The 13,642-nt window shown below is 72.9% G+C and carries 9 protein-coding genes and 5 pseudogenes; 6 read left to right on the forward strand and 8 right to left on the reverse strand.

Annotated elements, in window-relative coordinates; all coding sequences use genetic code 11:
- Nucleotides 1-33 precede the first annotated feature (33 nt).
- A complete protein-coding gene (mug, locus tag DA06_RS18855) occupies nt 34-591 on the reverse strand; it encodes a G/U mismatch-specific DNA glycosylase (RefSeq protein ID WP_043503069.1) in 558 nt (185 codons plus the stop codon).
- On the opposite strand from mug, the gene DA06_RS18860 reads away from it, so the two are divergent.
- The 3 genes and pseudogenes from DA06_RS18860 to DA06_RS18870 all read left to right on the forward strand — a co-directional run.
- The gene (locus DA06_RS18860; protein WP_418605730.1) at nt 579-1,052 is read left to right on the forward strand and encodes a Fic/DOC family N-terminal domain-containing protein; all 474 of its coding nucleotides are present in this window, start codon (nt 579-581) and stop codon (nt 1,050-1,052) included. The genes mug and DA06_RS18860 overlap by 13 nt on opposite strands.
- Nucleotides 1,043-1,579 (forward strand): Fic family protein, encoded by a 537-nt coding sequence (locus DA06_RS18865; protein ID WP_418605731.1) that lies wholly within the window; start codon nt 1,043-1,045, stop codon nt 1,577-1,579. The genes DA06_RS18860 and DA06_RS18865 overlap by 10 nt, the downstream gene beginning before the upstream one ends.
- A 162-nt stretch (nt 1,580-1,741) precedes the next feature.
- Nucleotides 1,742-3,696 (forward strand): annotated as a pseudogene (locus DA06_RS18870) (thioredoxin domain-containing protein); the annotation flags it as partial.
- A 51-nt stretch (nt 3,697-3,747) separates the two neighbouring features.
- Here the strand turns inward: DA06_RS18870 and DA06_RS18875 are convergent.
- Nucleotides 3,748-5,046, reverse strand: a pseudogene (locus DA06_RS18875) (bifunctional o-acetylhomoserine/o-acetylserine sulfhydrylase); the annotation flags it as partial.
- 475 nt (nt 5,047-5,521) lie between these two features.
- Between DA06_RS18875 and DA06_RS18880 the strand changes: the two are divergent.
- Nucleotides 5,522-6,745, forward strand: a complete 1,224-nt coding sequence (locus DA06_RS18880) for a TOBE domain-containing protein (protein WP_418605733.1) — start codon at nt 5,522-5,524, stop codon at nt 6,743-6,745.
- 151 nt (nt 6,746-6,896) lie between these two features.
- Nucleotides 6,897-8,696, forward strand: a pseudogene (gene ctaD, locus DA06_RS18885) (cytochrome c oxidase subunit I).
- Between the two features lie 232 nt (nt 8,697-8,928).
- Here ctaD and DA06_RS18890 read toward each other — a convergent pair.
- Both DA06_RS18890 and DA06_RS18895 read right to left on the reverse strand, forming a co-directional pair.
- Entirely contained in the window at nt 8,929-9,273 is a 345-nt protein-coding gene (locus tag DA06_RS18890) for a DUF488 domain-containing protein (RefSeq protein WP_418605734.1), read from the reverse strand.
- A gap of 32 nt (nt 9,274-9,305) precedes the next feature.
- Nucleotides 9,306-9,560: a hypothetical protein gene (locus DA06_RS18895; RefSeq protein WP_418605735.1), complete on the reverse strand. Its 255-nt coding sequence runs from the start codon at nt 9,558-9,560 to the stop codon at nt 9,306-9,308.
- Here DA06_RS18895 and DA06_RS18900 point away from each other — a divergent pair.
- On the forward strand, nt 9,559-10,341 hold the full coding sequence (locus tag DA06_RS18900; RefSeq protein ID WP_418608091.1) for an ABC transporter ATP-binding protein: 783 nt from the start codon (nt 9,559-9,561) through the stop codon (nt 10,339-10,341). The genes DA06_RS18895 and DA06_RS18900 overlap by 2 nt on opposite strands.
- 181 nt (nt 10,342-10,522) lie before the next feature.
- Here the strand turns inward: DA06_RS18900 and DA06_RS18905 are convergent.
- The 4 genes and pseudogenes from DA06_RS18905 to DA06_RS18920 form a co-directional block, all read right to left on the reverse strand.
- Nucleotides 10,523-10,930, reverse strand: a pseudogene (locus tag DA06_RS18905) (lysophospholipid acyltransferase family protein); the annotation flags it as partial.
- 112 nt (nt 10,931-11,042) lie between these two features.
- Nucleotides 11,043-11,649: pseudogene (locus tag DA06_RS18910) on the reverse strand (response regulator).
- On the reverse strand, nt 11,646-12,794 hold the full coding sequence (locus DA06_RS18915; protein ID WP_052436972.1) for a histidine kinase: 1,149 nt from the start codon (nt 12,792-12,794) through the stop codon (nt 11,646-11,648). Before DA06_RS18915 ends, DA06_RS18910 begins: the two are co-directional and overlap by 4 nt.
- A 243-nt stretch (nt 12,795-13,037) precedes the next feature.
- A complete protein-coding gene (locus DA06_RS18920) occupies nt 13,038-13,640 on the reverse strand; it encodes a TasA family protein (protein ID WP_052436973.1) in 603 nt (200 codons plus the stop codon).
- Nucleotides 13,641-13,642 lie beyond the last annotated feature (2 nt).

Here is a 13,642-nt window from a genome sequence, read left to right on the forward strand (position 1 = left end):
GGTGCAGCATCAGCGCCGAGCGGCGACCGCGCGTCAGTCCTGCGCGGCGGCGTGCAGCTCGCCGAATAGCTCGGCGAGGTCGTCGAGCTGGAAGTGGGCGTTCAGCCCGCTCGGGTTGGGCAGCACCCAGACGTGGGTGGACCCGAGTGTGAGCTCCTGCCGGCCGAGCACGGCCTTCGGCTCCGCGAACGCCGCCCGGTAGGCGGTGATCCCGAGCACGGCCAGCCACCGCGGCCGGTACCGCTCCACGTCCTCCTCGAGCCGTCGCCCGCCCTCGCGAAGCTCGTCGCAGGTCAGCTCCGCGGCGGTCGCGGTGGCGCGGTCCACGACGTTGGTGATGCCGATGCCGGAGGCGAGCAGCTCCTCCTGCTCGGCGGGCGCCAGGAGCCGTGGCGTCATGCCGGAGCGGTGCAGGGCCGGCCAGAACCGGTTGCCGGGCCGGGCGAAGTGGTGGCCCGTCCAGGCCGAGTACAGCCCGGGGTTGATCCCGCACATGAGGACCGTCAGCCCCGGCGCGATGACCGGCGGGATGCTGCGGCCGGCGCAGGCCCGGAGCTCCTCCGGGGTGGGCCGTCGCGGTGTGGTGCTCACCTGGCGAGTGTGCCGCACCCGAACTCCCGTCTCCTGCCGGCGACGCAGACGCGTCCAGACACCTGACAGGTCCCACAAACCCGCTGCTCGAGGCGCAGGCCAGCTCCGAGATCGAGAACATCGTGACTGCCGCCGACGAGCTGTTCAAGCACGTCGACTCAGGTGGGGGCGACCACGCCACCAAGGAGGCCTTGCGCTACCGGAGGGTGCTGTTTGCGGGAGTCGAGTCGATCAGGAACCGGCCACTCACTGCGGCGACGGCTGCTCGGATCTGCGCCGAGCTGCAGGGCCGGGACATGTCTGTTCGTGCGGCACCTGGCACCCGGATCGCAAACCCCACCACACGGCAGGTCGTGTACGCACCACCCGAGGGTGCCGAACTGATTCGCGAGAAGCTCGCGGCCTGGGAGCACTTCGTCCACGCCGAGGACGATCTCACCCGCTGGTGCGCATGGCGGTAGCCCATTATCAGTTCGAGGCGATTCACCCGTTCCACGACGGCAACGGGCGCACAGGCCGCGTCATCAACATTCTCATGCTGATCGAGGCCGGCCTGCTGCACGACCCGATCCTTTACCTCTCGCGTGCGATCATCGCCCGCAAGGGCGACTACTACCGACTCCTGCGGGCCGTGACGGCCGATCACGCCTGGATCGAGTGGGTCCTCTACATGCTCGAGGTTGTCCGTGAGTCGGCCAGGTCGACGACGCGGAAGATCGGAGCCATCCGCGCGTGCCAGGAGGAAATTGCCGAGCGAGCTCGCGCCGCTACTCCTGGGGGACGGGACGCGCAGTTCTTGGCCGTCCTGTTCGAGCAGCCCTACTGCCGGATCAACACTGTCGCCGACCGGTGCGACGTCTCGCGTCAAACCGCGTCGTCGTGGCTGCACGCCCTGGTTCAGGCAGGGCTTCTCAGCGACGTCAAGGTCGGCCGGGAGGTCCTCTTCGTCAACCATGAGTTCCTGGAGGTGCTGACGCGCCCCGAGTGAGCGGGGGCCGGGGCGGCCGTCGTGTCGCTCACCACCTGGGCGAGGGCCGTCAGCCGTACATCAGCACCTTCCCGCCACCCGTCCGGCACGGTCGACGCCGATCTTTGCGGGGATCTTCCCAAGCGGCGTGCCCAGCCGAGACCGACGTTCTACGGTGGGTCGATGGGGAACCGTCTCGGCTCAGCGACGAGCCCATACCTCCTGCAGCACAAGGACAACCCCGTGGACTGGCAGGAGTGGGGCGAGGCCGCCTTCGCCGAGGCGCGCCGCCGCGACGTGCCGGTCCTGCTGTCGGTCGGCTACGCGGCCTGCCACTGGTGCCACGTGATGGCGCACGAGTCCTTCGAGGACCCGGACGTCGCCGTCGTCCTCAACAGCGGGTTCGTCCCGGTCAAGGTCGACCGCGAGGAGCGCCCCGACGTCGACGCCGTGTACATGACGGCGACCACGGCGATGACCGGCCAGGGCGGCTGGCCGATGACCTGCTTCCTCACCCCGGACGGCGAGCCGTTCTTCTGCGGCACCTACTACCCGCGCGCCCAGTTCCTCCAGCTTCTCGGCGCGGTGCGGGAGGCCTGGACCACCCGCCGCGACCAGGTCGACGCCACCGGCGCGAACGTCGCCCGGGCGCTGGGGCAGATGGCCCGCGCCGCTTCCCCCGACGCGCTCGACGAGGCCGCCCTGGACGACGCCGTCGCGGCCCTGTCCGGCGACTTCGACCGGGTGCACGGAGGCTTCGGCGGCGCCCCGAAGTTCCCGCCGTCGCCGGTGCTGGAGTTCCTGCTGCGCCATCACGCCCGCACCGGCGACGACGACGCGCTGCACATGGTGGAGGCCACCTGCGAGGCCATGGCCCGCGGCGGGATGTACGACCAGCTCGCCGGCGGCTTCGCCCGCTACTCGGTGGACGCCCGATGGATCGTGCCGCACTTCGAGAAGATGCTCTACGACAACGCCCAGCTCCTGCGCGTCTACCTCCACCTCCACCGGGCCACCGGGTCGGAGCTGGCCGAGCGGGTGGTGCGCGAGACCGCCGACTTCCTGCTGCGGGACCTCATCACCCCGGAGGGCGCCTTCGCCTCCTCCCTCGACGCGGACGCCGCCGGGGTCGAGGGTCTGACGTACGTCTGGCGGCCCGCCGAGCTCGCCGAGGTTCTCGGCCCCGACGACGGTGCACGGGCCGCCGAGCTGCTCTCGGTGACGGACTTCGGCACGTTCGAGCGGGGCAGCTCCACGCTGCAGTTGCTCCGGGACCCCGACGACGCGGCGTGGTGGGCGGCCGTGCGGGAGCGCCTCCTCGCCGCCCGCGCGCAGCGGCCGCAGCCGGCCCGTGACGACAAGGTCGTCACCTCCTGGAACGGGCTGACGATCGCCGGCCTCGCCGAGGCGGGGGTGCTGCTGGGCGAGCCGCGGTACCTCGACGCGGCCCGCGCGTGCGCCGAGTTCCTCCTCGGCGCCCACCTGGTGGACGGCCGGCTCCGGCGGGCCTCGCGCGGCGGCGTGGTCGGCCCGGCGGCGGGCGTCGCGGACGACCACGGGAACCTTGCCGAGGGCCTGCTCGCCCTGCACCAGGCAACCGGCGAGGCGCGCTGGCTCGACGCCGCCGGGGACCTCCTGGAGACCGCGCTGACCCACTTCGCCGACGGCGTGGGCGGGTTCTTCGACGTCGCCGACGACGCCGAGCGGCTCGTCACGCGCCCCAGGGACCCAAGCGACAACGTCGAGCCGTCCGGGCAGTCCTCCCTCGCCGGGGCCCTGCTCACCTACTCGGCGCTCACGGGCTCGTCCCGGCACCGCGAGGCGGCGGAGAGCGCGCTCGCCGCGGCGGGCGGCATCGCACGCTCGGCACCACGTTTCGCCGGCTGGAGCCTGGCCGTGGCTGAGGCCGTGGCCGCCGGACCGCTCCAGGTCGCCGTCGTCGGGGACGACGACGCAGCCGCGGAGCTGGCCGCCCTCGCCCGGGCGAGCACCTCGCCGGGGCTCGTGGTCGCCGTCGGGGGCGCCGGACGCCCGGCGTGCCGCTGCTGGCGGACCGGCCCCTCGTCCGCGGCGTTTCTGCGGCGTACGTGTGCCGCGGGTTCGTCTGCGACCTGCCGGTCACCACCCCCGCAGAGCTGCCGGTGCTCACGCGCGGCCTCGGCGCGGCCGGGGGTGGCGGTGAAGGAGGCGGCCGCCTCGAGCCCGATCCGCAGGTCGGTGAGGATGTCCTCGATGTTCTCGATGCCGACGGCGAGACGGACGAGCCCGGGGCTGACGCCGGCGCCCTCGAGCTCCTCCGGGCTCAGCTGGGAGTGGGTGGTCGAGGCGGGGTGGATGACGAGCGAGCGGACGTCACCGATGTTCGCGACGTTCGAGTGCAGCTGGAGGGCGTCGACGAACGCCAGGCCCGCCGCGTAGCCGCCGGCGAGCTCGAAGGCCAGGACCGCGCCGGCGCCCCTGGGGGCGTACTTCTGCGCCCGGTCGTACCACGGCGAGGAGGGCAGTCCCGCGTAGGCGACGCGGCTGACCTGGTCGTTCGCCTCGAGGAACTCCGCCACCCGCTGGGCGTTCTCGACGTGGCGCTCCACCCGCAGCGACAGGGTCTCGATGCCCAGGCCGATGAGGAAGGCGTTGAACGGGGACACGGCCGGGCCCATGTCGCGCAGGAGCTGGACGCGGGCCTTGAGGATGAACGCGGGGGCGCCGAGGTCCTTGTAGACGAGCCCGTTGTAGCTGGGGTCCGGGGTGTTGTAGTTGGGGAACCGCTCCGGGTGCGCGGACCAGTCGAAGGTCCCGCCGTCGACGATGGCGCCCGCGATGGAGGTGCCGTGGCCCCCGAGGTACTTGGTGGCGGAGTGGATCACGATGTCCGCGCCGTGCCGGAGCGGCTGGATGAGGTACGGAGTGGCGATGGTGTTGTCCACGGCGAGCGGCACGCCGACCTCGTGGGCGACCGCGGCGACGGCCTCGATGTCGAGGATCGCGCTCTTGGGGTTCGCGACGGTCTCGCCGAAGAAGAGCTTGGTGCGCTCGTCGGCGGCCGTGCGCCAGGACTCGGGGTCGTCCGGGTCCTCGACGAACTTCGTGGTCACGCCGTACTTGCTGAGCGTGTGCACCAGCAGGTTGACGGTGCCGCCGTAGAGGTTCGGGCTGGCGACGATGTTGTCGCCGGCCTCGGCGATGTTGAGGATCGTCAGCGTCGTGGCGGCCTGGCCGGAGGCGACGAGCAGACCGCCGACGCCGCCCTCGAGCGCGGCGATGCGGTTCTCCACCGTCTCCTGGGTCGGGTTGGTGATCCTGGTGTAGATGGGCCCGGGCTCGGCGAGAGAGAAGCGCCCGGCTGCCTGGGCGGCGTCCTCGAAGACGTACGACGTCGTCTGGTAGATCGGCAGCGCACGGGCGCCGGTGGCGGCGTCGGGAGTCTGGCCGGCGTGGATCTGCAGGGTCTCGAAGGACCAGGTGGTGGTCCCGGGGGTCTCGCTGCTCATGGTCTGCTCCAGGTGGGGGTGGAGCGGGCCGACGAGCCGCGGACTGCGCCGCCTGTCCCGTCAGCCCGCGGTCGGGCTGGCAGTGACGTGCACGTCGGGGTGTGGCGCCCTCCGCCACCCCGTCAGGGGCGTCCGACCGGTCGCGACCGGTACGAGGGCATGCCGAACGTGCGCGTCAGCGGCACATTCGGCGAAGGAACATGTGGGCGACTTTAGGGACGGTTCCAGTGCCCGACCAGGGGTGTCTTGCATGGTGGACGCGCCCCTGAGCGCCTTCCTCCGCGCCGGGACGGACGTCCCGGCGCCCGCCGGGGCCTCCCGGAAGTTACCGGTGTGACTCATGTGAATGGAGTTGCTGCTGTTCACAATTCGGCGATCGTCCGATAGCGTCACCCCCGGGCGCCTCCCTCTGGCGTCAACCCGACACGCCGCACCGCGCGCAGGCCGGGGTCTGCAGGAAGTACTCGGAGGTACGGTGGCGACCACCCTCAGGCGTCATGTGAGAGCGACGGCGGCGCTCGCCGCGCTCGCACTCGGCAGCACGCTGCTCGCATCCGGCGCGAACGCCGCACCCAGCGAGGACGACGTCGAGGCCGCCCGTTCCGCGGAGCGGTCCACCTCCAGCCAGATCGCCGACCTCGAGATCGAGCTCGCCCAGGTGGCCGCGCAGGCGCAGGAGGCCCAGGTCCGCGCGCAGCTCGCGAACGAGGACTACCTCGAGGCCCAGGTCGAGCTGGACGCCGCCGTCGCCGCCGCCGAGAAGGCCCAGGTGGAGGCGGACGCCGCGGCCGAGGACCTCGCGGCCGCGCAGCAGGAGCTGGGGCAGATCGGCGCCGCCCTCTACCGCGACGGCGCGGGGAGCCTCTCGGGCATCACGCCGTACCTGTCGGCAGAGAGCTTCGCCGACGCCATGGCGCGCACGAACACCCTCGACCGCCTGGGCAGCCGTGCCGACAGCCAGGTCCAGCGCTTCGACGCGCTCCGCCAGATCCACTCCACGCTGCAAGGACGCGCGGACGACTCCGTCGCCGCCCAGCAGGAGGCGACCGACGCGCTCGCCGCGGCCGCGGAGGAGGCGGAGTCGAGCTTCGCCGCGGCGCAGACCCAGGTGAGTCTGTCGAACGAGCGCCGCGAGCAGCTCATCGGCCAGCTCGCGGAGCAGCGCAACACGACTGTCGAGCTGGAGCGCGACCGTCAGGCCGCCCTCGAGGCCGAGCGCCGGCGCCGGGAGGAGAACGTCGCGCGTGCCGAGGCGATCGCGGCAGCGGCGCCCGCGCCGTCCTCGGCGTCCGGACCTTCGAGCGCGTTCGCGGCCAGCCTGGCCGGGATCAACCTCGTCGCCGGGACCCTCGCCGGGGCGGGCGGCGAGGCGCTGGTACTGGCTGGTGGCGGCCTGGAGCTGCACGGGCTGCCGGACCCGGTCTGCAGGCCCGGATCCGCCGTCGCCGCGACCTTCTCCCCGCGAGCCGTCTCGGTGCACCGGGAGCCGCCGGGCGGCAGCCCGCGCAACACCGTCCCGGTGACGGTGGACTCGCTCGAGCTCCAGGGGGAGCTCGTCCGCGTGCGCGCGGCGGCGCCGGGCGGCCACCGTCTCGCCGCCGACATCACGCCCGCCTCGGTGGCAAGCCTCGACCTCTCGCCCGGTGCCGGCGTGCTCTTCACGGTCAAGGCCGCCGAGGTGGCGATCTACCCGGCGTAGCCGTGGAACCGGACCGACGCGGGCCGCGGGGCCGCCCGGCGCCGGACCTCGGCGCAGCGGGACGCAGCGGCCCGGAACCGTTGCGCGGGACGGGCAACGGGAGGACTCTGGACCGGAGTGGGTACCCGGTCCGACTTCCTGGGAGGGCACCATGGCCCTGACGACGACGCCCCGCACCGTGCCTCCTCCCCTGCCCGGGCTGCGTCCCGAGAGGCAGAGCTGGGGCAGGACCGTGGTCTCCTGGGTGACCTCCACCGACCACAAGGTCATCGGGTACATGTACCTGACGTCGTCGTTCATGTTCTTCCTGGTCGGCGGCGTCCTGGCGATGCTCGTCCGCACCGAGCTGTTCACGCCCGCGCTCGATCTCGTGCAGTCGAACGAGCAGTACAACCAGCTCTTCACGATGCACGGCACGATCATGATGTTCCTGTTCGCGACGTCCCTGTTCACGGGGTTCGCCAACGTCATGGTGCCGATCCAGATCGGGGCGCCGGACGTGGCGTTCCCGCGGCTGAACATGGTCTCGTACTGGCTCTACCTGTTCGGCGGGCTGCTGGTGGTGGGCGGCTTCCTCACGCCCAAGGGGGCGGCGAGCTTCGGCTGGACGGCCTACACGCCCCTGTCGAACCCGATGTTCTCCCCCGGCCTCGGCGGTGACCTCTGGGTCCTCGGCCTGGCCATGACCGGGTTCGCGACCATCTTCGGCGCCGTCAACTTCATCGCCACGATCGTCACGCTGCGCGCCCCCCGGCATGACCATGTTCCGGATGCCCATCTTCACGTGGAACACCCTCATCACCTCGCTCCTGGTGCTCATGGCGTTCCCCGTCCTGGCCTCGGCCCTGTTCGGTCTGGGCATCGACCGGGTGCTCGGCGGCCAGATCTACAACCCCGACTTCGGCGGAGCCTTGCTGTGGCAGCACCTCTTCTGGTTCTTCGGCCACCCCGAGGTCTACGTCATCGCCCTGCCCTTCTTCGGGATCATCTCCGAGGTCATCCCGGTCTTCTCCCGCAAGCCGATCTTCGGCTACAAGGGCCTCGTCTTCGCCACCATCACCATCGCGGCGCTGTCGATGACCGTCTGGGCGCACCACATGTTCACCACCGGCGGCGTCATGCTGCCGTTCTTCTCGCTGATGACGATGCTCATCGCCGTGCCCACGGGCGTGAAGTTCTTCAACTGGATCGGCACGATGTGGCGCGGCCAGATCACGTTCGACGCGGCATGCTCTTCGCCCTCGGCTTCCTCGTCACGTTCCTGTTCGGCGGCCTGACCGGCGTCATCCTGTCCAGCCCCGCGATGGACTTCCAGGTCCACGACACCTACTTCGTGGTGGCGCACTTCCACTACGTCGTGTTCGGCACCGTCGTGTTCGCGATGTACTCCGGCTTCCACTTCTGGTGGCCCAAGTGGACCGGGCGGATGCTCGACGAGCGGCTCGGCAAGATCAGCTTCTGGATCCTTTTCATCGGCTTCCACACGACGTTCCTGGTCCAGCACTGGCTGGGGGCCCAGGGCATGCCCCGCCGCTACGCGGAGTACATGGTGGAGGACGGGTTCACCCTGTACAACCAGCTCTCGACGGTGGGAGCCTTCCTCATCGCCTTGTCCACGCTGCCGTTCCTGTGGAACGTCTACATCACCCAGCGCGGGCCGCGGACGGTGTTCGTCGACGACCCGTGGGGCTTCGGCAACTCCCTCGAGTGGGCCACCTCGTGCCCCCTGCCGCGGCACAACTTCACCGTGCTGCCACGGATCCGCTCCGAGCGTCCGGCGTTCGACCTGCACCATCCCGAGGTCGCCGTGATGGACCACTCCGAGCCGAACCGGGACCTGTTCGACTCGCTGTACGCCGGCCCCGAGGTGCGTGGCCGGGACGATCTCCTCGATCGCCTCGACCGCGGACGCAACCCGAACCCGCCCGAGCGCGGGAAGGAGATCCCCTGATCTCGTCGCCGGCCTCGGCCTGCCGGGTCTGACCAGTCCGGCTCGGCGACGCGACCGCGGACCGCCGGCCCTCCCCCGGACGCGGACGGGAGGTAGCACGGCCGGTCGACACCCTGGCCGGCGTGTCCGAGCAGTCGCTACCTGGCCGGGGACGTCGGCACCTTCGACGCAGGCACGGCGGACGACATCGTGGACCACGGCCTCGGCCCTGCCGGCGCCCGAGGGACGGGCGTCAGGCGCCCAGCACCTCCGCGAGCACGACAGCCTGGTTGTGCTCGGTGTCCCGCGCGCCGTAGAGCAGCGTCACCACGGGATGCTCGGCGACGACCCGGCGCAGCTCCCCGAGGGCCGGGTTCCCCTCCAGCTCCGCGCGGTAGCGGCGGGCGAACTCCCCGAAGCGTTCCGGGTCGTGCCCGAACCACCGGCGCAGCCCGGTCGACGGCCCCGCCTCCCTCACCCAGAGGTCGACCTTCGCGGCATCCTTGCTGACGCCGCGCGGCCACACCCGGTCCACCAGCACGCGGTAGCCGTCGTCCTGCCCGGGGCTGTCGTAGACGCGGGCGAGTCGCAGGTCCATGGCCTCAGTCTGAGCGAACACCGGCGCAGGCGTCAGCCCGTGGGTGGACGCCCGCCGCGACCGCCGGCGTAGAACGGGCCGCGACCGGCGTCGGACGGCGGCCCGGTCCCGCGCGCCCAGGGTCCGACGACGCCGGCTCCCCACCGGCGCGAGCCTGGTGGCATGCCCAGCACCAGCGACCTCGTCGCCCACGCCCTGACCAAGACGTACGGCTCGGCCTCCTCCACGACGACGGCGCTCGCCGGCGTCGACCTCACCGTCCGCGCCGGCGAGTCGGTGGCCGTCATGGGCCCGTCCGGGTCCGGGAAGTCCACCCTGCTGCACTGCCTCGCCGGCGTGGTCAGCCCCACCTCCGGGGAGGTGGTCTGGCGCGGTCGCCCGATCGGCTCGCTGCCCGACGCGGCGCGCACGGCGCTGCGGCGCACCGACTTCGGCTTCGTCTTCCAGTCGGGCCAGCTCCTGCCCGAGCTGCCCGCCGACGAGAACGCGGCCCTTCCGCTGATGCTGCGGGGCGTGAGCCGTCCCGACGCCGTGGCCGCCGCACGCGCGTGGCTCCACCGGCTCGGCCTGCGCGGAATGGAGTCGCGCCGGCCCGGCGAGCTGTCGGGCGGGCAGGCGCAGCGGGTGGCGATCGCCCGCGCCATGGCGGCCTCCCCCCGGCGTCATCTTCGCCGACGAGCCGACCGGCGCCCTGGACCAGGGCTCGGGCCGCGAGGTGCTGGAGGTCCTCACGGGCGCCGCCCGCTCCACCGGAGCCAGCCTGGTCGTCGTCACGCACGACGAGCACGTCGCCGCCTGGTGCGGCCGCGTGATCGGAATGCGGGACGGCCGGATCGTCAGCGAGCGCCGCGCCCAGCACCCGCCGTCGGCCGCCCAGGCTCCGGTGACGGCGCACGCCCCCGGCACGCGCCCCGGTCCGGCCGCCGCCACGGCACGGCGCTCCAGGCGGGCTGCGAGCCGCTGGGCGCTGGCGGCGTCGTGGGCGGCGCGGGGGGTCGCCGTCGCGTCGCATGTCGTAGGGCCGCGGCGGAGGCTCCTCGCCACGGATCCCGGCGAGCTGGGCGGTGACGGCGGCCATGATCCGGGCGGTGGCGTCGCGCAGGACCTCCTGGTCCAGCGGTCGGTCGTAGAGGTCGCCGAGGTCGACGGGCGGCCCGGCCACGACGGTGACGTGCTTGGGCGGGAAGGGCCGGAGGCGCGCGGTGTATCTCGGCAGCAGGCGGTGGGCGCCCCACTGGGCGACCGGGATCACGGGGGCCCGGGTCGCCAGTGCCAGGCGGGCGGCTCCGGTGCGGCCCGTCATCGGCCACATGTCCGGGTCCCTGGTCAGCGTGCCCTCCGGGAAGATCCCGACGCACTCCCCCGCGCGGACGGCCCGCTCCGCGGCCACGAGCGACTCCCCGGCGCGGGAGGTCCCGCGGTAGACCGGGATCTGGTCGGCGGCGGCGAGGAGCCTGCCGAGGACCGGCGCGTGGAAGAGCGAGGACTTCGCCAGGAACTTCGGGGCCGCGCCGTGGTCGTACAGGTAGTGGGCGAAGGTCAGCGGGTCCATGTTGCTCACGTGGTTGGCGACCGCGACGAAGCCGCCGGAGGCCGGCAGGTGCTCCCCGCCGCGCCACGTCCGCCGCGTCATCAACGTCATCGTGGGCCGGAGCATCCCGACGAGGAACCGGTAGACGACCGACTGCTTTCGTGGCTGCACGCTCGCGATGGTAGTCGTCGCAGGGCTGGGGGCCTCCGGGACGGCGGGGCCCGGCCCGGCGGGCGGCTCAGATCCAGCCGTGCCGTCGCGCGACGTGCACGGCCTCGTGCCGGTTCGCCGCACCGAGCTTCGTCACGGCGGCGGAGAGGTAGTTGCGCACCGTGCCGGGACTCAGGTGCGCCCGCTGGGCGATCTCCTCGGCCGGCGCACCGTCGGCGGCCAGCTCGAGGACGTCGGCCTCGCGCGGGGTGAGCGGAGACTCGCCGGCGCTGATCGCCTCGGCGGCGAGCTCCGGGGTCGACGTACCGTCCGCCCGCGTGGACCTGGCGGACGACGTCGGCCAGCACCCGGGCCGAGACCGTCTTGGGCAGGAAGCCGGACACGCCGGCGGCCAGGGCCTTCTTCAGGTAGCCGGGGCGGCCGTGGCTGGTGACGACGACGGACCGGCAGCCGGGCACCTCGGCGGCGATCCGCTGGGCGGCCTCGATGCCGTCGCCGTCGGGCATCTGCAGGTCGAGGACGGCGACCTCGGGGGCGTGCTTGCGGGCGGCGGCAAGCGCCTCGGCGCCCGAGGCCGCGGTGACGACGACGTCGAGGTCGTCCTCCAGACCGAGGAGGCCGGCGAGCGCGTCCCTGATGAGGGTCTCGTCGTCGGCGAGCAGGATGCGGATCATCGTGCCGTCATCCTCCCATCCAGGGGCACGACCGCCGTGAGCGTGAACGTCGCCCCCTCCCGTGCCGTGGTGAGCTCGCCGCCGACCGCGGTGAGCCGTTCCCGCAGACCGACCAGCCCGGACCCGGACCCACCGCGGGCGGCACGGCCCACGCCGTCGTTGCGGACGGTCAGCCGCGCCGTCGTCGCGTCGACCACGGCCAGATCGAGGGTGCACCGGGCGGCGTCCGCGTGCCGGACCACGTTGGTGACAGCCTCGCGCACCACCCAGCCGAGCGCCTCCTGCACCGGTGCCGGGAGGGCCGCGCCGTCGCCGAGGACCCTGGTCTCCACGCCGGCGGAGCGGAGCACGGAGCGGGCGCCGTCGAGCTCGGCCGCCAGGTCCGCGGCGCGGTAGCCGGCGACCACGCCGCGGACGTCCCTGAGGGAGTCCTGCGCGAGCTCGCGGACCTCGAGCATCTGCTCGACCGCACCCTCCTGGCCGCGCCGCGCGAGCTCGGCGGCCAGCTCGCTCTTGACCGCGATGGCGGAGAAGGTGCGGCCGACGACGTCGTGCAGGTCACGGGAGAAGCGCAGCCGCTCCTCGGCGACGGCGAGACGCGCGTGCACGGTACGGTTGCGTTCCTGCTCCCACACGACGCCGAGCATCCAGGCGGACAGCTTGAAGGTCGCGGCCATTCCGCCGACCAGGAGACCCACGGCGACGAACGCCCCGACCGGCGTGCCGATCCCTACCGCGCCGGGCACTGCCGAAAGGCTGCGCTCGAGCGCGGCCGCCGCGGCGACGGCGACCGAGCCGAGCGTCACCCCGGGGGTGCTCATCAAGGGTGCGCCGGCGACGAGCGCGACGCCCAGCGCCAGGGCGATCGCCCCGCTGCGCCCGGGAAGCGACTCGGTGGCAGGAACCTCGAGGGTCGCGACGAGCACCAGGGCGAGGGTCACCGCACCGAGTCCGGCGAGCAGCCCGCGGGGCGCCCGCGCACCGCCGAGGGCCTGCCTGAGCCCCGTGGACGTCACCGCCAGGCCGAGCGCCGTCTGCACGAGGGAGCCGAGCCCGTACACCGCCGTCGCCGTGGGCGCGTCGGCGGCGACCTCGCCGACCGCCCCGAGGGCCAGCACCGGGATCGTGAGCAGCAGGAGGTACAACGACCACCGGTGGTAGGCGTCGATGCGCTCCGCGCCGTTGCGGCGGGGTCGTCGTGATGGTCACGGTCCTCCACCCTCTCAGTTCCCGGCCAGGACCGGGACGCGCGTCCGCCGCTCGGCTGAACGGCGCCGTCCGCACCCGGGCGGGGCGGTCCCGCCACCACCGCGCCGCCCGGCCGGCTCAGCGGCGGGCGCGGGCGGCAGCGTCAGGGGGTCGCTGCCGACCGGTCGGCCGCCCGCGGGTCAGCCGCCGATCACGGGGACGGCTGCGAGGAGGCCGTCGACGAAGCTGGTGTCCTCGCCGCCGAGCTGGACGGAGTCCCACTCGTAGACGGCGCTCGCCGACCTGCCCTGGTCGTCGTTGTTGTTCGCGGCCTCGCGGAGGGTGACCGTGAACCTGTAGGTGTGCGCCTCACCGGCCGCGAAGTCGGCGAGCTCGGTCTTCTGGTCGTCGACCAGGTCGCCGAAGCTGCCGTCGAAGACGACCGTGCCGGCGGTGGTGTCCTCGATCCTCAGGGCGAGGTTGCCGGTGGAGAAGCCGTTGGTCGAGCTCTTCTCGGTGAGGGAGAAGGCCGCGGGGATCGAGCCGGTGTTCGTCAGCGTGAGCTGGCCGGTGACCGTGTCGCCGGGCTTCATGTTGGTGAGGTTGAAGATCGCCTGGTTCGCGGCGGAGTTCGACTGGGACAGCGTGCCGGAGGCGACGCCGCTGATCGCGTTGGAGGAGGTCGAGGTGAAGGTCGCGCCCGAACCGACGGCGACGGCGCCGGCGGCGAGGAGGGTGGCGAGCGGGACGAGGACCCGACGGCCTCGGCGGGCGGGCGTGGTGGTGGCGGCGGTAGCGTTCATGG

It is taken from the genome of Georgenia sp. SUBG003 (assembly GCF_000715355.2).
Classification (GTDB): Bacteria; Actinomycetota; Actinomycetes; order Actinomycetales; family Actinomycetaceae; genus Georgenia.

Bases quoted from the DNA above. Each gene is read 5' to 3' on its own strand.
- DA06_RS18865 (WP_418605731.1), top strand. From the start codon at position 1,043: ATGGCGGTAGCCCATTATCAGTTCGAGGCGATTCACCCGTTCCACGAC.
- DA06_RS18890 (WP_418605734.1), bottom strand. From the start codon at position 9,273: ATGGACCTGCGACTCGCCCGCGTCTACGACAGCCCCGGGCAGGACGAC.
- DA06_RS18900 (WP_418608091.1), top strand. From the start codon at position 9,559: ATGGGCCCGTCCGGGTCCGGGAAGTCCACCCTGCTGCACTGCCTCGCC.
- DA06_RS18895 (WP_418605735.1), bottom strand. From the start codon at position 9,560: ATGACGGCCACCGACTCGCCGGCGCGGACGGTGAGGTCGACGCCGGCG.
- DA06_RS18920 (WP_052436973.1), bottom strand. From the start codon at position 13,640: ATGAACGCTACCGCCGCCACCACCACGCCCGCCCGCCGAGGCCGTCGG.